This is a genomic window from Aestuariivirga sp. (assembly GCF_041738905.1).
In the GTDB taxonomy this organism is placed as follows: Bacteria; Pseudomonadota; Alphaproteobacteria; order Rhizobiales; family Aestuariivirgaceae; genus Aestuariivirga.
The window spans coordinates 66957-86551 of the sequence record NZ_JBGSOZ010000192.1; the positions used below are offsets into that span (position 1 = coordinate 66957).

A 19595-nucleotide genomic window follows, 5' to 3' on the forward strand; every position below is an offset into this window, starting at 1 on the left:
CAATCGCGCAGGAGGCCCTATCATTCGCACTGTCTCAAGGAGAGCAAACCGATGACCGCCATGATGAAAGCCGCCGTGCTCCACGCACTCAAGACCCCGCTGAAGATTGAGCAGGTGCCAGTTCCCGAACCCGGTCCCGGCGATCTCCTCATCAAGGTCACGGCCTGCGGCATCTGCCACAGCGACCTGCATGCGGTCGATGGTGACTGGACGCCGCCGCCTGTCATTCCGCTCATTCCGGGCCATGAAGTGGCGGGCCGCGTGGCGAAGCTCGGCTCAGGGGTCACGGGCTTCAGTATTGGAGACCACGTCGGCGTGCCGTGGATGTATTCGGCCTGCGGCACCTGCGAGTTCTGCCTCGCTGGCATGGAGACGATCTGCAAGTCGGCGGAAGCCACGGGCTACTCGAAGCCGGGTGGTTATGCCGAATACATGGTGGCGCCCGCGGCCTTCGTCGGACGCCTGCCTGATGACGCCGATCCTTACGCGCTTGCTCCCATCCTCTGCGCAGGCGTCACCACATATCGGGGCCTAAAGCGCACCGGCGCACGCCCGGGCCAATGGGTGACCATTGTGGGTGTCGGTGGTCTGGGGCATATCGCCATCCAGTACGCGAAGGCCATGGGCCTGCGCGTGGCGGCGGTCGATGTCTCGAACGACAAGCTGGAACTGGCCAAATCCCTCGGCGCGGAGGTAGTGGTGAACGGTGCGGAGACGGACGCACCCGCCGCCATCCAGGAGAAGATCGGCGGCAGCCATGCCGCGGTCGTCACCGCGGTCGCCACCAAGGCCTTCGAGCAGGCGATCCTGATGCTGCGGCCAGCGGGCACGGTTGTCTACATCGGTCTTCCCGGCGGCAAGTCCGACGAAATCAGAACGACCATCTCCGCCATTACCAATTGGGAACTCTCCGTACGCGGATCGAATGTCGGAACGCGGCAGGACCTGAACGAGGCGATCGATTTCGCCGCGCGAGGCCTCGTGAAGGCCACGATCCGCACGGTTGGACTCGACGAAATCAACGGCGTGTTCGATGAGATGCGCAAGGGCCGGATCGTCGGTCGCGCCGTGCTGAAACTGGCCTGAATGGGCTAGGCCACGGCCTCGTTCATCGCGGCGAGGAACTGCGCCACTTCATGCTCGGTGTTGTAGTGGCTGAAGGAGACGCGCACGCAGGAGGGCAGCCCCAGCGGGTCCAGAACGTTGCCGCTGTAATGGTCGGCCTTGCGGGTGTGGGTGCGGATGCCGCGGCTGTTGAGGAAGGCCACCAGATCGGCGGAGTCGCGGCCTGCAACGCTCAGCGAAAGAACGCCCTCGCGGCGGGAATTGTCTTCCCCGCCGATGATGCTGAGCCCCGGTATCTCGGCAAGCCCGCGCAAGTTGCCCGTGCCGCAAACCATGGCCTCGCCAAGGTGATGCTCATGCTCATGAATGGCCTTGGCTGCGGCCTCGAGGCGCGTGCGGCGGTCACCGCTCGAACTGAAATGCCCGCCGAGCCAGACGAGGTAATCGACCACATCGGAAAACGTCGCATAGCTTCCCGCGTCGCGCGTGCCCATTTCCCAATTGGTTGCGGCACCGCCGATGACGGTTTCCTTGGTGCAGGCGGTGAGCCTGTCGGATGCCCAGCCCACGCCATAGCCATGGCGGGAGAATACCTTGTAGGGCGACACCGCGTAGCCATCGATCCCATATGAGGCGATGTCGACATGCCCGTGGCTGGCATGCTGGATGCCATCGACGATGATGAAGCAGCCGGGCGCAATGTTGCGGATGGCGGCGGCAATGGCGCCCACGTCGACGGCCATGCCGGTGACGGGCGACGTGTGGATGATGGTCGCCACGCGTGTCTCGGGCGTGATGTGAGGCAGGTAGGCTTCAACGCCGACGGTGCCGGTCGCATCGTGATGCGGCACCAGAATGTGCTTGCGGCCCGTCACGTCGGCCCAGCGCGACATGGCGCTCCGCGAGGCCGGGTGTTCCAGCGTGGTTGACAGCATGATCCCACCGTCCGGCGCTCCGAGCGCGGCGGTGCGCACCAGCCGGAACAGCACTTCGGTGCCGCTCTCGCCGACGAAGACCTGGCCCTCATGGGCGTTGAAGAAGGTGCGCATGTCGGCCTTGCCGTTGTCGATGATGGCCATCAGCGCCTTCGAGGCCGGATTTTCCCGGCCCTGGTTGTCGGGCAGTGCCGCATAGAGCCCCGAGGTGGCAGCCACGGATTTCAGCGTCAGCGCGCCGCCCGCATTCTCGAAGAAGATGCGCGGGCCCGCAAAGGGACACGTATCGACATGGGCGAAGCGGTCGCGGATCGCGTCCATCAGTCCGGGCACAGTCGTCAGCATGGCATGCACTCTTGCAAATGGTCGGTTTCAGGTATGTGGGGCCACTCGTGTAAGGGGCCGTGAATCGCCACATGCACCGCGCGGACGGGCTTGGCAAGTCCCGACATGAGACCGGAAAAGGCCGAGGAGTTCTGCCCTCTATACCAGCCCGCGTTCAGTCAGAACCTTCCGCGCCACGCGGAAACATTCGAGTGCCTGCGGCACGCCGCAATAGATGCCGACCGCATGGATGATGGCGCGGATTTCATCCGCCGATACGCCGTTGTTGATTGCACCGTTGCAGTGGATTTCCCACTCATGCATCTTGCCGAGAGCACCCAGCATGGCGAGGTTCATCATCGAGCGCGTCTTGGCGTCGATCGTCTCGTCGCCCCAGCCGAAGCCCCAGCACCACGCCGTCATCGCTTCCTGAAACGGCCGCGTGAAACCGTCCGCCGCCTTCAGGTTCTTGTCGACGTATTCTGCACCCAAAGTTTCACGGCGCTTTTTCAGGCCCAACTCGAACAGCTCTTCATTGAAGTCCGTCATGCCGCTACCCTCGGGCTGAATTGCGGTTCCGCCAATCCCTTGATGCCGGTCTCCAGCGCGAAGAGCGCGCCGCCGGGACCAGTCTCGTCCTCGGCGCGTTGCACGCCGGGGCTCCAGCCCGTGGTGACGTAAAGCGTCGTCATGTCATGTCCGCCGAAACACATGGCCGTGACGACGGGGCAGGGAACTTCGAGCACCTCCTTCACGGTGCCGTCCGGCGCGAACCGCGTGAGGCGGCCTGCGCCATAATGCGCGCACCACAGACAGCCTTCCGCATCGACGGTGAGACCGTCCGGAACGCCGTCGTCCGGCCCCATCGTGGCAAAGATGCGCCGATTGAGGAGCTTCGGGTGGCCGGGCACAATGTCGTACGCCAGCACACGCTTTCCCATCGAGTCGCTGAAATAGAGCACGCGCCCATCAGGCGAGAAGGCCGGCCCGTTGCACACGGCAAAACCGCTGTCAGCCACGCTGTAACTTCCATCGCCATTCACACAGTAGAAAATGCCGCGCGGCTCGGTTTCGGCAAGATCGCAGGTGCCCACCCAGAGGCGGCCTGAGCGGTCAACCTTGCTGTCGTTGAAGACAATGGCGGCGCGCCCCTGATTGGGGTCGGTGAAAGCTTCGCATGATCCGTTTCCGGGATCGAACAGCACCAGCCCCTTGTCCACCGCCAGCATCAGCCGTCCGCCAGAGGCAAAGACGAAGGAACCCACGATGCTCGTATCGGGAATCTTCCAACTCTCCACCGTTCCACCGGGCTTCATGCGGTGAACGGTCGGCCCATACCAGTCGATCCAGTAGATGGCCTGCTCGCCTTCATGCCACATGGGCGTTTCGCCGAGCCTGTCACGGGTCTGCGTGACGATCTTCCAGTCCGGCATGGCCATGATGCAATTCCATCTGATTGACAGGTTTCAGACTAGCAGCGGCAGTGCAGCCGTCAACGCGCCTCGTCCACGATGGCATCGGCGTCGATCTCGACCTCATAGTCACCCACCAGCGCTCCCGCCGCGAGAAGCGTGTTGGCAGGTAGTATCTCGCCGAAGACACGGCCATGGGCGCGTGAGACCGGCTCCCACTGAGACACGTCCTTGAGATAGACGCGCGTCCTCACCACGTCCTCGATCCTGCCGCCTGCTGCCGTAATCGAGGCCGCGATCTTGTCGAGGATATAGGTCGCCTGAGCGCCAGCATCGCCTGGAGCGACGCAGCGGCTGGACGAATGCGTCGCCGTGGTGCCCGATACCATGATCATGTCGCGCACCCTCACCGCGCGGCTGTAGCCCGCAAGCGGTTCCCACACGCTCCCCGTCGAAATGCGGATGCCCTGCCGATGGGTGAGCGGATAGGACTCGTAGGCCGATGGTATGGCATCGAGATGATGGGAGAGATCGCCAGACGCGGTGAGAAAGGGCGGCTTGCGGTATTCGTCGCCGCAGTCGCCGGGCACAGGCTCCATGCCCGCGAAACGCGCGTTGAGCAGCGCATGGTCCTCGGCATCGAGAGAGAAGCTGAAGGCCTTGAGATTGTCATCGCGATGCTCGCTCTCGCCCAGCCGCGCGCCGATGATCGTCGCCGCCACGCTGTCATGACTTAACACCCAGGCCGTCGCGACATTCGAGATCGAAACGCCATGCTTGACGGCGATGTTATTTGCCGCGGCGAGCAGTTTCTGAAACGGAGCCCAACCACCGGCCACGTCGATGAAGCGCTTGTACTTCGACTTGCTCCAGTCGGCGATCATGTCCGGCTCCGGCTTGCCCAGCCAGCGTTCCGAGATGAAGCCGCCGCAGAGTGTTCCGTAGGCAAGGAGCTTCACGTTCTTCGCGCGGCACAAGGCCGAGAGATCGCCCGCGGCACGGCGGTCGACGAGGGAGAACGACACCTGATTGGTGGCGATGGGTATGCCGTCGGCAAGAGCCAGCGCCAGATGCGCTGCGTCGAAATTGGTGACGCCGATGGCGCCGATCAATCCTTCTTGTTGCAAGGCCTTCATCTCATGCAGCGCATCGAGCCAGGCGGGGTGCTCGAATGACCACCAGTGAAACTGCAGGAGATCGACACGCGAAACACCCAGCCGGTCGAGCCGGTCCTGCACGCCCTTCCGCACGATCTCCGCCGTCATCGGGCCGGGCTCAGGGCACCACTTGGTGAAGGCGACAGGACGTGTGGTTTCGTTAGCGAAGCGCTTCAGCAATTGGCCGGTGATGATCTCGGCGCTGCCATAGTGGTCGGCCATGTCGAACGTATCAAAGCCCTGGCGCGCATAGCTTTCGAGACTGTCCGCCGCCGTTTCTGGGTCAAGCGTGGTTCCGCCCTTTTCCATGTCGGCCACCTGCCACAGTCCGCAGACAAGGCGGCTGATGTCGAGGCCGGAGGAAAGTGTGATGCGGGGAGGTGTCGCGGTTGTCATATGCGCCTCATGATGATGAAGATGTCTTGTCGCGCGAGGTGATGTGCCGGGACACGGTCCGGACCTCGCCGAGCAGTCCGCGCGGCCTGACCAGCAGCATCATGCAGATGGCGAGCCCGATCAGAACGATCTGCAGCGCCGCCGCACGCGCTTGCTGCTCCGGCGGCACAAAAGCCGAGATTCCGGCGGCGGACGCAGCCCATATGGCCCAGACCAGCACCGCGCCGAGAATGGCGCCGAGGTTGTTACCCGAGCCTCCGACGATAAGCATGGCCCAGACCTGGAAGGTCAGCATCGGTACATAGTTTTCAGGCGCGATGAAACCGATGAAGTGCGCCTGCACGGCTCCTGCCAGCCCCATGATGCCACCGCCGATGGCAAAGGCCTGCAACCGGAAGTGAAAGGCATTCTTGCCAAGCGCCAGCGCGGCCTGCTCGTCCTCGCGAATGGCGCGCAGGACGCGGCCCCACGGGCTTCTGAGCAGGCGCTCGAGTGCGAGATAAACGCCAAGCACGGTCAAAGCCGTGACCCCGAGATTGAGAAGGCCGAAGACCAACGCATTGCCTGCGAGTGAAGCAAAGGGCCTCGGAATGAACCCCATGCCGAAGGGACCGCCCGTCACGCTCTCGATATTGAGCGCACAGAGCTGGACGACGACGGCGACGCCGAACGTCGCGATGGCCAGATAGTCGGCCCGCAGCCGGACCGTGAGAAGGCCGACGAGGAACGAGACGATAGCCGCGGCCAGCGCGCCCCCGATCCAGCCTGCGATGATCGGCAGGTCGAACCCGCCGAAGCGATTGGGATCATCGGGCGTCGTCATTATGGCCGAGACATAGGCGCCGATGGCGACAAACCCGGCGACGCCTACGTTGAAAAGCCCCGTCTGCCCCCATTGCACATTGAGGCCGAGGCACATGATGCCATAGGTCAGCGCCACTGTGAGGAAGAAGGCGATGTAGGACACGAGTTCGATGCTCATGCCGGCCTCCCGAACAGGCCCTGCGGCCTGAGCAGCAGCACGGCGACGAGAATGGCGAAGGCGGTTGCCGCCCGCCATTCGGCGCCGATGAATTGCACCGAAAGTGCTTCCGCCAATCCAACGATCAGCCCTGCAATCATGGCGCCGGGCACGCTGCCGATGCCCCCGAGGATGGCGGCGGCGAACAGCGGCAGCAGCAGGTCGTGGCCCATGTGCGGTCTGATCTGAACGATGAGGCCCGCCATCACGCCCGCAAGGCAGGCGAGCGCTGCACCCAGAAGCCAGACGAAGCGGATGACGCGGCGGACATCGATCCCCGCGATGCTCGCCAGCTGCGGGTTCTCGCTCACCGCCCGCATGGCCCGGCCCATGGCAGTGCGCGTGAGCAGGACATGGACACCCATCACCACTGCCGCGCCGACGGCGAGCGACAGAATCTGGTCCGGCGTGGCGCGCGCGCCGAGCCCCAGCTTCATGGCGATTTGAAGCGTATCGGTGAAATAGGCGGGCTTCGTGGTGAAGAGGAATTCGAGCAGGCTCCGCATGGTGAGCGCCGCGCCAAAACCCGCCATGACCAGAATGATGACAGCGCCGCCCCTGGCCCGCAAACGCCCGAACAGCAATGTATCGACGAACAGTGCAAGAAGCCCCGTGGCAAGCATGGCGATGAGGAGCGCGAGCGGCAGCGACCAGCCGAAGGAGAACGGCTCGATGGGCTGGCTGAGGGGAGCCGCGATGGTGCCCAGAGCCGTGCTCGCCACGAGGGCGGCATAGGCGCCCCAGCTGATGAGTTCGCCATGTGCGAAATTGGCAAAGCGCAGGATTGAGTAGGTGAGGGTGATCCCGATGGCTCCCAGTCCGATCATCGTGCCTGCGATGAGGCCGTCAACGAGTGTCTGGACAATCATGATGCCACGCGTGCGGTCTTGTGACCGCCCAGGAAGAGTTCTCCAAGAAGCGGGTCGCCTGCGAGTTTCGCCGCCTCTCCCTCGTGCCTGATCCTGCCTTCGACCAGAATGATGCCGCGATGGGCGATGGACAATGCAGCCTTCACGTTCTGCTCGACAAGAATGATGGTGACCCCTGTCTTGTTGATGGCGCGCAGCGTGGCGAAGACCTCGCCCGCGATCCTGGGCGAGAGCCCTGCCGAGGGCTCGTCAAGGATCAGCACGGAAGGGCCAACGGCAAGCGCCCGCGCCACGGCCAGCATCTGCCGCTGGCCGCCTGAAAGCTGGCCCGCGCGGAGGCCGGGACGCGATGCGAGGTCGGGAAACATCGCATACATGGCGCGGATGCGTTCGGCCCTTGCTGGTCGGGGCAGGATGTCGGCCGCCAGTTGCAGGTTTTCGGCGATGGTGAGCGTGGCGAAGATGTTCTCCGTCTGCGGCACGAAGGCGAGGCCGCGCCCAAGCTTCTCATGCGCCGGAACGGATGTGATGTCGGCGCCGCCGAGAAACACCCGGCCCTCGTGCATGGGAACGACCCCCGCGATGGCCTTCACGAATGTCGACTTGCCGGCGCCATTGGGTCCCAGCACAACGACCAGTTCGCCGGGTTGAACCGCAAGGTCGATGCCCCGCACGATCGGCAGGTCACGCTCATATCCTGCGACGAGGCCTTGGGTGGCGAGGGCTGGTCCCGTCACGGCTGGTCCCATCACGGCTGGTCTCCGAGATAGGCCTCGATCACCGCCGGATTGCGCGTCACTTCATCAGGCGTTCCTTCGGTGAGCAGGCTTCCCGCCGCCATGACGACGACGCGGCTGCACAGCCTCGTCACCATGTCCATGTTATGCTCGATGACAAGGATCGACTTGCCCTGCTGGTTCAGCTCCACGATGCGCGTGATGATGAATTCGAGGAGGGCGGGATTGACGCCCGCCGCAGGCTCGTCGAGGAGGATGACGGTCGGGTCCGCCATGAGGATGCGTGCCAGCTCCAGAAGCTTCCGCTGCCCGCCCGAAAGAACCCTTGCCGGTTCGTTCTCGAGTGCTGACAGCGTCACGAAATCAAGAAGCGCACGCGCTTTCTCGATCGACGCCTTTTCCTGCGCAGCCACCAGTCCAGGCCGCAGAAAATTGGAGAACAGCCGCTCTCCGGCCTGATTCTGGGCACCGGTCAGGACATTTTCCAGCACCGTCATCTGCGCGAAGGGCTTGGGGATCTGGAACGTCCGCCCAAGGCCGTGGGAAATGCGTGTCTCCGGCCCATGCCCCGAAACATCGATGCCCGAGATGCAAACCGTTCCTGCGGTGGGCTTGAGCGCGCCAGCAATGACATTGAACAGCGTCGTCTTGCCCGCGCCGTTGGGCCCGATGAGACCCAGCAATTCACCGCGTCGCAACGTGAGCGACATGCCGTTGACTGCCTTTATGCCGCCGAAGGCCATGACGAGTCCATTTGCGGTCACCGGGGGCGCCGCATCCGATCGGCTGGCTTCGCGTGGGCCCAACCCGCTCATTCGACTTCTATCTTGCTTCTCTGTGATGTTTGATCAAAGATGTTGCCATTGAAGCCTGCCTTCAGATGAAACACAAGTGAAGATCGCCTCTTATGAGTGATGCAGAGGGACATACGGGTCTGGCCGCCATGGGGCGCGGCAGTCTCAATCCCGTTGCGCGGGAAACGCTTCACGACCGGGTCTATGCCGAGCTGCGGCGTTCCCTCATCCATGGCATATTCACCACAGGCCAGATGCTGCGCATTCAGGATCTGGCGGAGCGGTTGCAGACCAGCACCATGCCGGTGCGCGAGGCGCTGGGGCGGCTGGTCTCCGAACACGCACTTGAAGCTCTGCCGAACCGCTCGGTCCGCGTGCCGGTCATCACCCGCGAACGGCTCGAAGACCTCGCCCGCGCGCGATGCATCATCGAAGGCCAGATGACGGCGCTCGCCATGCCAAATCTCGGCAAGGCGGATTTCGATCGTCTTCGCGCGCTCACCACCGAATGCGAACAGGCGTTCCATGGCCGCAATGAGGACAGCATCCGCGCGGCAACCGAACTGAACCATGCCTTCCATGATCACATCTATCGTGCCGCGCATTCGGAAGTGCTTGGTCGGGTGATCGAGAGCCTCTGGCTGCAGTCCGGTCCGTATGTTCATGCGGCCGCCTTCCTGCATGATGAGAAGACCGACCCTGCAGGCACGCACCACCATTGGCAACTCATAGAAGCGTTGGAACGCGGCGACCGCGAGGGCGCCCTAGCGGCTCTCACGAGAGATATCACGCGGGCCTTCAGCCTCATCCGCAACCGCCTCGATGCCGAAGAAGCGGAGCAAAGGACCTTGTCTCATGGCTGAGCCCGATGACGGATTTGAACTTTATGATCTTCGCGTCGAGGTGACGGCGCCCGAGGGCGGCGCCATCTATTGCGGTGCCAGGCCCGGCGACTATTTCGAAATGCGAGGCGAGATGATTCATTTTCCGCCCGGCCAGGGGTTCTCGATTTATTCGCTCGCCGCGGTGCTGCCGCTGCTGCCGGCCAAGCAGCGCCCCACGCACAGGAACGACTGGATGACGACGGATGCAGAGGTGGCCTGTCCCGATCCCAATTGCTCGACCAGGCTTCGCATCACGCGCACCGGACTCCGCCGCTTCAGCCATGCCCAGACCACCGCTGTACCGCTAGCCAAGGATTGACCGTGCAAAGGATCGAACTTCAGCCCGGCTATGAAATCTCCCGCGTCATCCGCGGCGGCTGGCAGCTGTCCGGCAGCCACAGCGCCACGGTGAGCGATGATCCGGTGAGCGACATGATCGCCTTCGCCGACGCAGGGATCACCACATTCGATTGTGCCGACATCTATACCGGAGTCGAGGATCTCATCGGAGCCTTCCGCGCGCGTTACCGGAACGAGCGCGGTGCGGAGGCGCTTTCGCGCATCCGAGTCCACACCAAGTTCGTGCCGGACCTCCATATGCTGCCGCGCATCGACAAGACCTATGTCGAAGGCGTCATCGACCGTTCGCTCCAGCGCCTGCGCATGGAACGGCTCGACCTCGTTCAGTTCCACTGGTGGAACTATGATGTTCCGCGCTGGCTGGAAACCGCGGGCTGGCTCCGGGACCTGCAGAAAGCAGGCAAGATCGAGCGCATCGGCGGCACCAATTTCGACACCGCCCACATGCTGGCGATCATCGGGAGCGGCGTGCCCATGTCCTCGATGCAGGTGCAATACTCGCTGCTCGACCGGCGTCCGGAAAAGACGCTGCTGGCCGCCGCCAGGGACAGGAACGTGGCGATCTTCTGCTACGGCACGGTTGCGGGCGGCTTCCTTGGAGAGAGATGGCTTGGCGTGCCCGAGCCCATTCCGCCGTTCGAAAATCGTTCGCTGGTAAAATACAAGCTCGTGATCGATGAGTTTGGCGGCTGGGATCTGTTCCAGGAAATGCTCGCCGCACTCTCGGCAATCGCCAGAAAACATGAGACGGATATTGCGACCGTGGCCAGCGCCGCCATTCTGGCGCGGCCCGGAGTGTCTGCCGTCATCGTTGGCGCGCGAAACCGCTCTCATCTGGCATCGAACCTGCGGATCGCCTCGCTTCCGCTTGGCGCTGATGACATGGCGATGATCGACGCGGTGCTCGCCCGCTCGCACCAACTTGAAGGCGATGTCTACACGCTCGAACGCGACACCACCGGGCGGCACGGCTCCATCATGAAATACAATCTCAACGATGAGGGAAAAGGCAAGGCGCCGCTGGAGACGGCGCGGCACAACTAGACGTCAAAGCAAAGTGGTCCGGCAAGAGCCGGTGTGAACAGGAAGGAAGTCAACATGAAGAAACTGCTATTTACCGCCTCTGTCCTCGGCGTTCTTGCGGCCTACACAGGCCCGGCGCTCGCGGCTGATTGCGATATCACCATTGGCGTGGTGCTCGAATTGACAGGCCCCGCCGGTGAATATGGCCAGGCAGGCGCCAAGTCCGTCGAGATGGCGTTCCGCGATTTCAACGATGCGGGCGGCGTCGGCGGCTGCAAGCTCATCACCGACACGCGCGACAGCCAGACGCAGGGAAATGTCGCCGTCGATCAGGCAACGCAGCTCGTCAACATCAAGAAGGTTCCCGTCATCATCGGCGGCATCATCTCGCCGATGTCGATCCCGATGCTGACCTCCGTCACCGCGCCCGCGGGCGTCGTGCAGGTCTCGCCAGCATCGTCTTCGCCCACGCTCACGGCACTCGGCCGCGAAGGCAAGACCAACGGCGTGTTCTTCCGCACCATCACGTCGGACGCGCTGCAAGGCACAGCGGCCGCGAAATACGCGCTCGACAGCGGCCTGAAGAAGATCGCCATCGTTCACGTGAACAACGATTTCGGCGTGAACATGGTTCGTGAGTTCAAGGACGCTTTTGAAAAGCTCGGCGGCACCATCACCTCGGTCACGCCCTACAACGAGAAGCAGTCGAGCTACGCTACGGAAGCCAGCGCCGCCATGCAGGGTGATCCGGAAGCGCTTTATCTTGTGAGCTATCCCGTTGACGGCGCCACGGTGGCCCGCGCATGGATTTCCGGCGGTGGCCCGCAGAAGTTCCTGCTGAATGACGGCATGAACTCGGCCGACTTCATCAAGAGCGTCGGCGCGCAATACCTGAACGAGGCCTACGGCACCTCGTCAGGCACGTCTGAGACGGCCTCCACCAAGTACTTCTATGCAAACTACGAGGCCTTCTCAGGCGGCATCAAGCCGGATGCACCCGCTGCGGACCGCTCTTATGACGCTGGCGCCATCGTGGCCCTCGCCACTGCAAAAGCAGGCAAGGGCGATGCGGCGGCGATCAAGGCGGCGATCCCCATGGTTACCGATCCGGCTGGAGAGCCGATCCACGCCGGCAAGGAAGAGTTTGCCAAGGCGCTGGCCCTCATCAAGGATGGCAAGCCCATCAAGTATGAAGGCGTGATCGGCCCTATTGCTTTTGACCAATATGGCGACATCACCGGTCCCTTCCGCCTGTGGAGGATCAAGGACGGTGAAGTGACGACCATGGGCGAAATGAGCGCGGACGACGTAAGCAAGGTCAAGGCATCGCTCAAGTAACGGCGCCGAGCCGTTTCAAACGAAACTGTGAAGCCCTCCATCCGAAATGATGGTGGGCTTCTGTTTCACTTACTCTCAGTCGCACTGGATCCTGGCCTGTGTGATGACGCTGCCGGGAGGTAGGCTTCGCGTGAGCCGCATGCCCCTTCCACCACTTTCTGCCTGCCGGAACACTGGCGGAAGCCCGAGGGTGACGATATGAACAAGCCCTCCCGAATGCTTGGACGGATGACGCATGACGGCCTATCCACCAGCCCCGGTCCCGACGATGTATTTCATCGGCGTGACGACAGGGCAATCTTCCATCATGAAGGTGTTCCCCGCCTGGGCAAGGGAGCTCGGCATCGACGCCGTCATCAGGGGGATCGACTTCGTGCCCGGCGACGAACCTCGCCGCTACCGCGATGCCGTAACCTTCATCAAGGCGGACCCGAACTCGAAGGGCGCGCTCGTCACCACGCACAAGATGAACCTGCTGAAGGCAAGCCGGGACCTCTTCGACTGGCTCGACCCCCATGCGGAAACGCTGGGCGAGATCAGCAGCATCTCGAAGCGCGGGACCGCCTTGCGCGGCCACGCCAAGGACCCGATCACCGTGGGCCATGCGCTCGAGGCCATCGTCGCGGATGGTTACTGGCGCGGGACGGTGGCAGAGCTGCTTGTGCTCGGCGCCGGGGGCTCCTCTCTGGCGCTGACCCTCTATCTCCACAATCGGGCGAAGGCGGGACTGGATGCGCCAAGGCGCATCGTCATCACCGACCGCGCGGCGCATCGCCTGGAGGAGATGCGCGGCATCCATGCCAGGCTGGGCTTTGCCATTCCCGCTGACTATGTGCTGCCAGCATGCACGGCGGAGGCGGACCGCGCCGTTGCGTCCCTCCCGCCCGGGTCGATGATCGTCAATGCCACCGGGCTCGGCAAGGACGGCCCCGGTTCGCCACTGTCGGATGATGTCCGGTTCCCGGAGCGGTCCATCGCCTGGGAATTCAACTATCGCGGCGACCTCGTTTTCCTGAAACAGGCCAAGGCCCAGAGTGTCGCCCGGTCGATGACGGTCGAGGACGGCTGGGTCTATTTCATCCATGGCTGGACGCGTGTCATCGCCGAAGTCTTCGATATCGACATTCCTGCCCATGGCCCCGGTTTCGACCGGCTGAGCCAGATCGCCCGCGACGCCTCAAGGAGTTGACCCATGAACACGCCCCTCAAGTCCATCGTCACCGATTTCAGCCTCATCGACGGGCTGTCGCAATCGCGGCCGGCGATCCGCCGTACACTCTCCGCCATGAAGGGCATGTATGCGGACCAATCCGCCTTCGAGCGCGACCTGGCGCGGGATGACCGGCTGGTCTACGAGTATTTCGACATGGGCGTGCCGCACAGCGAGAAGGAAGTCGCCTATGGCACCAGCATCGTCTATCCCGGCAAGGTCGGTTCCGAGTATCACATGACCAAGGGCCACTTCCACACGGTGATCGACACGACCGAAGTGTACTTCTGCCTGCGCGGCCACGGCATGCTGATGATGGAAAACCCCGAGGGCGATGTCGAGGTGCGCGAACTGAAGCCCGGCTTCGCCGTATACGTGCCTCCGCGCTACGCGCACCGGTCGATCAACGTCTCTTCGACGGAGCAACTGGTCACCTTCTTTGCCTTCCCCGCCCATGCGGGGCATGACTATGGCACCATCGAGACGAAGGGGTTCCGCAAGATTGTCGTCGAGCGTGATGGCAAGCCCGAAGTCGTCGACAATCCGCGCTGGATGTCGTGACGGGATCAGTTGACGGCGACCCGCTTCTTTGCCCCGCTGCGCAACACGTCATCGAGTGACCGCACCTGGTCCATGTGGCCGCCAAGCGCCTCGTAATCAGCCTTCGGCATGGTGAACTCGATGGGAGCGACGAGGGCCGGGGTCGGTACCGAGCCGAAGGCGTTCTCGGGCAGCGTGGTCACGTCCACCATGTAGGTTATGCCGCCGCCCGGCCACACATAGCAGGGCGCTCCGCCAGCGGTGACGCGCGTGACGGCATCCTTCACCGAGCGCGTGAGGCGGACCGGATTTTCAGTCACACCCGCCCGCAGCGAGCCGCCAGCACCCGCCATGAACAGCACGGTCGACAAGGCCGGCTCGCAATTCTCCCGGATGCGTTCGACCGAGAGCTGGAGATCCGGAGGAAGGTCCTTTTCGACAGGCACCAGCCCATCATCGAGCTCATAATAGGCGAAGTGTTCGCCCGTGGTGGACACCATCAGCATCCGCAGGCCGGGCCAGGCCTCTTTCGGGTCGAACGGCTTCAGGATGGTGAGCGGATCGCTGAGATCGGTGCCGCCCCAGCCGGTGCCAGGCTGGGCCACCTTGAAGTAGCGGCCCGGCGTCGAGCGATGACCCTTCATCTTGATGCCGGTGTCCCTCACGCCGAGGAATTTTCCCGCCTGATGCTCGGAGAGAACCCCGGTGATGTGATCGTCCACCACGACGACTTCATCGACAAGTCCCATCCATTGTTGGGCGAACATGCCGATGGTGGCCGAACCGCAGCCCACCCGCATCCGCTCTTCCGCATGGCCGTTGATGATGGGAGCCTTGCCGGCCTCGATCACGATGGTGGCGCCGCCATCGACGGTCACCTCCACAGGCTTGCAGTTGGAAAGCGCCAGCAGGCTCTCGCAGGTGACGCGGCCCTCCTTTTTCGATCCGCCGGTGAGGTGCCGCACCCCGCCGAGCGACAGCATCTGAGAGCCATATTCGGCGGTGGTCACATGGCCAATCTGCTCGCCGTCCACCCGCACGGGCGCGCATTCATGGCCGAGGTGCCGGTCGGTATCGATCTTCACCTTCAACCCGCAATAGCTGAAGATGCCCTCGGTCACGACCGTCACCATGTCGACGCCATCAATCTCAGAGGCGACGATGAAGGGCGCGGGCTTATAGTCGGGGTAGGTCGTTCCGGCGCCAATCGCGGTCACGAAGGTCTGGGGCTCGCGCACCACGCGCCCGTCCCAATCACGAGACATGGGCAGGAACGGGACCACTTCACCACCTGCTGAAAGAGTGCGGTCCAGCAGCACATGGGGGTCGACTCGCGTCAGCACGCCGCCGTGGTTGGCGTAGCGGTCGCAGGCGCCCAGCATGCCCTCGCGGATGAAACACAGAACGGGACAGGCATCGCAGCGGATCTTCGAGGGTTGGTCGTCCATGGAGCGGCTCCAGTGGGAGGAGGGCGTCCCCTGCGGCTCCCGGTAGCACTTGCGTCATCTGGCGTTGACAATACCCGAGCTATTCCATATTTTTTGAACGTACACAAACAAAACCTGTGACCCTGCCGGAGCTGTCATGAGTGCGTTGTTCGAAGAAGAAGTGCTGAGCGTCCGTCACTGGACCGACCGTCTTTTCAGCTTCACGACCACGCGGTCTCCGTCATTCCGCTATGAAAACGGTCAGTTCACCATGATCGGCCTCGCCGTCAACGGCAAGCCGCTGCTGCGGGCCTACAGCCTCGTCAGCCCGAACTATGCCGATGAACTCGAATTCCTCTCGATCAAGGTTGCGGACGGGCCGCTGACTTCCAAGCTCCAGCACCTCAAAGTGGGCGACAAGATCCTCGTTGGCAAGAAGCCGACCGGCACCCTGCTGGTCGACAACCTTCTCCCCGGCCGCAACCTCTACATGCTTGGCACCGGAACGGGCCTTGCCCCCTTCATGAGCCTGGCGAAGGACCCGGCCGTCTACGAGCGGTTCGACAAGATCGTTCTCGTGCACGGTTGCCGCACCGCGGCTGAACTCGCCTATGCCGACGAGATCGAGAACAAGCTTCCGAACGATGAACTTCTGGGTGAAGAGATCCGCGCCAAGCTGCTCTACTACCCGACCGTGACCCGCGAAGATTTCCGCCATCGCGGCCGCATCACCCACCTGTTCGGCACCGGCCAGATGGCGTCTGACCTTGGTCTGGCGCCCATCGATGCAACGCAGGATCGCGTGATGATCTGCGGCAGCCCGGCCTTCCTGTCCGACATCACCACATTGCTCAAGGGAATGTCCCTCAAAGAAGGCAACAGCAACGAGCCTGGCAGCTACGTGATCGAGAAGGCCTTCGTCGAGCGCTGAGGCCGCTGCCGGAAAGGATAGTCAGCATGAGCGAACCGGCGCCCATACCGAAGTCAGTCGCTGAAACGCTTCCGCAGGCTGACCTTGGTTCGTATCGCCTCGAAGACCAGATCGGCTTCTACCTGCGCCGCGCCGGCCAGCGCCATGCCGGAATCTTCGCCGGGCGCATGGACGAGGACCTGACGCCCACGCAATGGGCCGCTCTCGTCAAGCTCGCCGAACTCAAGTGCGTGTCCCAGAATCTCCTGGGCCGGGAAACCGCCATGGACGCCGCGACCATCAAGGGCGTCGTGGACCGCCTGATCCGCCGCGGTTTCGTCTCGACCCGGCCAGATAAGACCGATGGCCGCCGCACGCTCGTCGAACTCACCCCGGCGGGATGCGATGCCCTGCGCGCCGGCCTTTCTGCCGCGGCGGCGATCACCGAGGAAACCCTGAAACCGCTCACCCTATCCGAGCAGGGCATTCTGGTCGGCCTGCTGCGCCGCATCTCCTGAAGCGCGTTGGAATGCCCGATCTGCCACGGCATGAGGCAGGAAAGCAGCCACCCCTGACGTAACGCCAGCCCCGTTATTGCGCAAGTCGTCTACAGTTGCGATTCGATCGGCAGCCACGCAATCAGCCAAGCGGGAAACCTGCGCCGAAGCGGTGCGAAGGGCTCCGACCGGAAACTGCCCGCGACGCCGTTGTGAGTGTTGGTCCATACCAGATTGCCGTCCCGCACAGCGACATGAAAGCTGAACTCGGACGCCGTCTGGGCATCGAAGATTGCATTCAGCTGGCGGGCAAGCCTTGGGCATTTGAACAGCAGCCCCATTTCCGTGTTGATCGAACGCGACCGCGGATCGAGGTTGAACGAGCCGACGAAGCAGGTCTCGTCATCGGCTAGGAAAGCCTTGGTGTGAAGGCTCGCCGTGCGTGAGCCGAACAGCGAGGCCCGGCGCCGCCCCGGCTCCGGCTTCAGTTCGTGAATGGAGATGCCGTGGCCGAGCAGCATGCGCCGGTATCGCGCGTAGGCGCCGTGGACGGCAATCACGTCGGTTGCCGCAAGCGAATTGGTGAGCACGCGAAGGTCAGTGCCACGTTCCGCTGCGGCGATCAGCGTCTTCGCGCCTGCCTCGCCGGGGATGAAATAGGGCGAGATGATCCTCAGGCTTCGCTGGGCCGAGGAAAACAACGCGTTGATCCGCTCACCCAGCCACTCCGGCTGGGCCTCGCCCGAAGCCTTCTCGGGCGGATCGGCCACCAGCTTGACGTCGGCCGACCAGTGGAAACCATCGACAGCATCAAGGTTCGAGGCTTGTGCCGTATGTCCTTCTGCTAGTTCGAGCAGGGTTAGGGCCCGGTCCGTGGCGCAGAACGCGGCGAGCTTGCTGACCATGCGGGTGAGCCTGGCCCGCCTGAACTTGTGCAGTAATCGAATTGGAAGCGCAGGCTCGCTGTTCCAGTAGCGGTCGAAGACCCGTGCTCCCTCCGCGACGCAGTCGCCGATGGCAAGAACATCGATGTCCTGGAAATTGGCGTCCTCGGAGGCATCGAAGTAGGCGTCCCCGATATTGCGCCCGCCGGCGATCAACACGCGGCCATCGGCAATCCAGCATTTGTTGTGCATTCGCCGGGTGGCGGTGAAATATTTCACGATCAGTTCCAGCCCCCGCCGGAACGAATCGTCGCGGCTGCGGCTGGGATTGAAGAGGCGGACCTCGATGTTGGGATGGCTGTCGAGCGCCAGATAGGTCGAATCGAAGCCGAACGAATTGATGTCGTCGAGCAGCAGCCGCACCCTTACGCCCCGCTCGGCTGCGGCGATGATTTCATTGAGCAGGAGTCGCCCCGTGAGGTCGTTCTTCCAATAGTAGTACTGGATGTCGAGGCTGCGGCCCGCCCGGCGTGCCGTCTCCATGCGCGCCTTAAAGGCCTGCAGGTTGCCCGGCATAAGCTTCAGGCCACTTTGGCCGGGGTAACGTTCGACAAGGCCGGAGAACGAACGGTCGAGAGCCGTTTCATCCGATTTGGGGGTGAGAGCTTGCGATTCCTCTCCACGCTTTCTCTGTGCTACGCTGCCAAAGATGTAGATGGCGAAGGCCACCACCGGTAAAGCGATTGCGGCAAGGGCTGCGATCAGTGCCCAATAATACGGCGAGGTGAACATTACGGAGCCTGGAGCATTGGCGGCAAAATACACTCTTGAACCTGTGCCCCGGACTATGCACCTTGTGCATTCCAAAAGCATGTGTCATCCGGCTGGAGCAATGTCCGGGCGGACGGGGATAAATGCACAATGAAACATATCGTTCCCGCCTTGCGGCGGAACCTCACCCGCAAGGCAATCCGCAATGCGCCTCCCATCGGCCAGAAGCGGCCCACGCATGATGGCCACGAGCCGTCCCTGACCATTTCCGTTGCGTCCTACAATGTTCACAAATGTGTCGGCACCGATGGCGTCTTCGATCCGGGCCGGATCCTCGATGTCGTGCTGGAACTCGACGCGGATATCGTGGCCCTGCAGGAAGCCGACCAGCGCTTCGGCAGCCGCAAGGGGCTTCTCGACCTCAAGGAACTCTACAGCAAGGGCGGCTACCGCTCGGTTCTCGACGAAGGCTCGCGCAAGCTCAGCCACGGCTGGCACGGCAACGTGATTCTCTATCGCGATGGTGCCGTGACAGGCGTCAACAAGATGACTCTCCCCGGGTTTGAGCCTCGCGGTGCGGTGCTCGTCGATTTCGACGTGCGCGGCGTTCCCTTGCGCATCATAGGCGCCCATCTGGGGCTGCTGCATGCCTCGCGCGCACGGCAGGCTGAAGCGATCCTTGCCGCCGCCCATCCCGTCGATGACCGTGCCATCATCCTGCTGGGCGATACAAATGAATGGCGGATGGGCGAGCGTTCGTCGCTTCGCCTTTTCGATCCGCATCTCACCGACGTGGACATGGCGATTGCGAGCTTCCCGTCGCGCTTTCCCCTGTGGCCCCTCGACCGGGTGCTCACCAACAAGCATGTGACGGTCTACGAAATGTCCGCCGTCGAGACGCACCGCTCACGCGTCGCGTCGGACCATTTGCCCGTCAAGGCCGTCATCGGCGTTACGGCGGGCAATGTAATGCAACAGGAGATTCAGCAACCGGGGCACACCGCCCTGGGCTGACACGTGCGCAGGCAAGGCGTGCGCCAC

At 63.1% G+C, this 19595-nt stretch carries 20 protein-coding genes; 10 read left to right on the forward strand and 10 right to left on the reverse strand.

Annotation, left to right across the window (positions count from 1 at the left end; genetic code table 11):
• Positions 1 to 51: 51 nt before the first annotated feature.
• The gene (locus tag ACEW8Q_RS18380; RefSeq protein ID WP_373505508.1) at positions 52 to 1086 is read left to right on the forward strand and encodes a zinc-dependent alcohol dehydrogenase; all 1035 of its coding nucleotides are present in this window, start codon (positions 52 to 54) and stop codon (positions 1084 to 1086) included.
• A 5-nt stretch (positions 1087 to 1091) separates the two neighbouring features.
• On the opposite strand, the gene ACEW8Q_RS18385 is transcribed toward ACEW8Q_RS18380, so the two are convergent.
• The 8 genes from ACEW8Q_RS18385 to ACEW8Q_RS18420 form a co-directional block, all read right to left on the reverse strand.
• Complete coding sequence (locus tag ACEW8Q_RS18385; protein WP_373505509.1) at positions 1092 to 2345, reverse strand: aminotransferase class V-fold PLP-dependent enzyme; 1254 nt, start codon at positions 2343 to 2345, stop codon at positions 1092 to 1094.
• A gap of 138 nt (positions 2346 to 2483) precedes the next feature.
• Complete coding sequence (locus ACEW8Q_RS18390; protein WP_373505510.1) at positions 2484 to 2873, reverse strand: carboxymuconolactone decarboxylase family protein; 390 nt, start codon at positions 2871 to 2873, stop codon at positions 2484 to 2486.
• Entirely contained in the window at positions 2870 to 3763 is an 894-nt protein-coding gene (locus ACEW8Q_RS18395) for an SMP-30/gluconolactonase/LRE family protein (protein ID WP_373505511.1), read from the reverse strand. Before ACEW8Q_RS18395 ends, ACEW8Q_RS18390 begins: the two co-directional genes overlap by 4 nt.
• Positions 3764 to 3816: 53 nt before the next feature.
• Positions 3817 to 5289, reverse strand: a complete 1473-nt coding sequence (locus ACEW8Q_RS18400; RefSeq protein ID WP_373505512.1) for an aldo/keto reductase — start codon at positions 5287 to 5289, stop codon at positions 3817 to 3819.
• 7 nt (positions 5290 to 5296) lie between these two features.
• Entirely contained in the window at positions 5297 to 6271 is a 975-nt protein-coding gene (locus tag ACEW8Q_RS18405) for a branched-chain amino acid ABC transporter permease (RefSeq protein ID WP_373505513.1), read from the reverse strand.
• A complete protein-coding gene (locus ACEW8Q_RS18410) occupies positions 6268 to 7179 on the reverse strand; it encodes a branched-chain amino acid ABC transporter permease (protein ID WP_373505514.1) in 912 nt (303 codons plus the stop codon). The genes ACEW8Q_RS18405 and ACEW8Q_RS18410 overlap by 4 nt, the downstream gene beginning before the upstream one ends.
• Positions 7176 to 7928 (reverse strand): ABC transporter ATP-binding protein, encoded by a 753-nt coding sequence (locus ACEW8Q_RS18415; RefSeq protein ID WP_373505559.1) that lies wholly within the window; start codon positions 7926 to 7928, stop codon positions 7176 to 7178. The genes ACEW8Q_RS18410 and ACEW8Q_RS18415 overlap by 4 nt, the downstream gene beginning before the upstream one ends.
• Positions 7928 to 8731, reverse strand: a complete 804-nt coding sequence (locus tag ACEW8Q_RS18420; RefSeq protein WP_373505515.1) for an ABC transporter ATP-binding protein — start codon at positions 8729 to 8731, stop codon at positions 7928 to 7930. Before ACEW8Q_RS18420 ends, ACEW8Q_RS18415 begins: the two co-directional genes overlap by 1 nt.
• A 92-nt stretch (positions 8732 to 8823) precedes the next feature.
• On the opposite strand from ACEW8Q_RS18420, the gene ACEW8Q_RS18425 reads away from it, so the two are divergent.
• The 6 genes from ACEW8Q_RS18425 (at position 8824) to ACEW8Q_RS18450 (ending at position 14086) form a co-directional block, all read left to right on the forward strand.
• Positions 8824 to 9573 (forward strand): GntR family transcriptional regulator, encoded by a 750-nt coding sequence (locus tag ACEW8Q_RS18425; protein ID WP_373505516.1) that lies wholly within the window; start codon positions 8824 to 8826, stop codon positions 9571 to 9573.
• Positions 9566 to 9913: a TIGR04076 family protein gene (locus ACEW8Q_RS18430; RefSeq protein WP_373505517.1), complete on the forward strand. Its 348-nt coding sequence runs from the start codon at positions 9566 to 9568 to the stop codon at positions 9911 to 9913. The genes ACEW8Q_RS18425 and ACEW8Q_RS18430 overlap by 8 nt, the downstream gene beginning before the upstream one ends.
• A 2-nt stretch (positions 9914 to 9915) precedes the next feature.
• A complete protein-coding gene (locus tag ACEW8Q_RS18435; protein WP_373505518.1) occupies positions 9916 to 10998 on the forward strand; it encodes an aldo/keto reductase in 1083 nt (360 codons plus the stop codon).
• Between the two features lie 54 nt (positions 10999 to 11052).
• Positions 11053 to 12315 (forward strand): ABC transporter substrate-binding protein, encoded by a 1263-nt coding sequence (locus ACEW8Q_RS18440; RefSeq protein ID WP_373505519.1) that lies wholly within the window; start codon positions 11053 to 11055, stop codon positions 12313 to 12315.
• A gap of 235 nt (positions 12316 to 12550) precedes the next feature.
• Positions 12551 to 13504, forward strand: coding sequence for a shikimate dehydrogenase (locus ACEW8Q_RS18445; RefSeq protein WP_373505520.1), 954 nt, complete (start codon positions 12551 to 12553; stop codon positions 13502 to 13504).
• A 3-nt stretch (positions 13505 to 13507) separates the two neighbouring features.
• Positions 13508 to 14086: a glucose-6-phosphate isomerase family protein gene (locus ACEW8Q_RS18450; RefSeq protein ID WP_373505521.1), complete on the forward strand. Its 579-nt coding sequence runs from the start codon at positions 13508 to 13510 to the stop codon at positions 14084 to 14086.
• A gap of 5 nt (positions 14087 to 14091) precedes the next feature.
• On the opposite strand, the gene ACEW8Q_RS18455 is transcribed toward ACEW8Q_RS18450, so the two are convergent.
• Positions 14092 to 15513, reverse strand: coding sequence for a 6-hydroxynicotinate reductase (locus tag ACEW8Q_RS18455; protein WP_373505522.1), 1422 nt, complete (start codon positions 15511 to 15513; stop codon positions 14092 to 14094).
• Between the two features lie 136 nt (positions 15514 to 15649).
• Here ACEW8Q_RS18455 and ACEW8Q_RS18460 point away from each other — a divergent pair, with 136 nt between their 5' ends.
• Both ACEW8Q_RS18460 and ACEW8Q_RS18465 read left to right on the forward strand, forming a co-directional pair.
• Positions 15650 to 16423, forward strand: coding sequence for a ferredoxin--NADP reductase (locus ACEW8Q_RS18460; RefSeq protein ID WP_373505523.1), 774 nt, complete (start codon positions 15650 to 15652; stop codon positions 16421 to 16423).
• A 26-nt stretch (positions 16424 to 16449) separates the two neighbouring features.
• A complete protein-coding gene (locus ACEW8Q_RS18465; protein WP_373505524.1) occupies positions 16450 to 16920 on the forward strand; it encodes a MarR family winged helix-turn-helix transcriptional regulator in 471 nt (156 codons plus the stop codon).
• 89 nt (positions 16921 to 17009) lie between these two features.
• Here ACEW8Q_RS18465 and ACEW8Q_RS18470 read toward each other — a convergent pair whose 3' ends face one another.
• Entirely contained in the window at positions 17010 to 18575 is a 1566-nt protein-coding gene (locus ACEW8Q_RS18470) for a phospholipase D family protein (RefSeq protein ID WP_373505525.1), read from the reverse strand.
• A 129-nt stretch (positions 18576 to 18704) separates the two neighbouring features.
• Between ACEW8Q_RS18470 and ACEW8Q_RS18475 the strand changes: the two genes are divergently transcribed.
• Positions 18705 to 19568, forward strand: coding sequence for an endonuclease/exonuclease/phosphatase family protein (locus tag ACEW8Q_RS18475; protein ID WP_373505526.1), 864 nt, complete (start codon positions 18705 to 18707; stop codon positions 19566 to 19568).
• Positions 19569 to 19595: the final 27 nt, after the last annotated feature.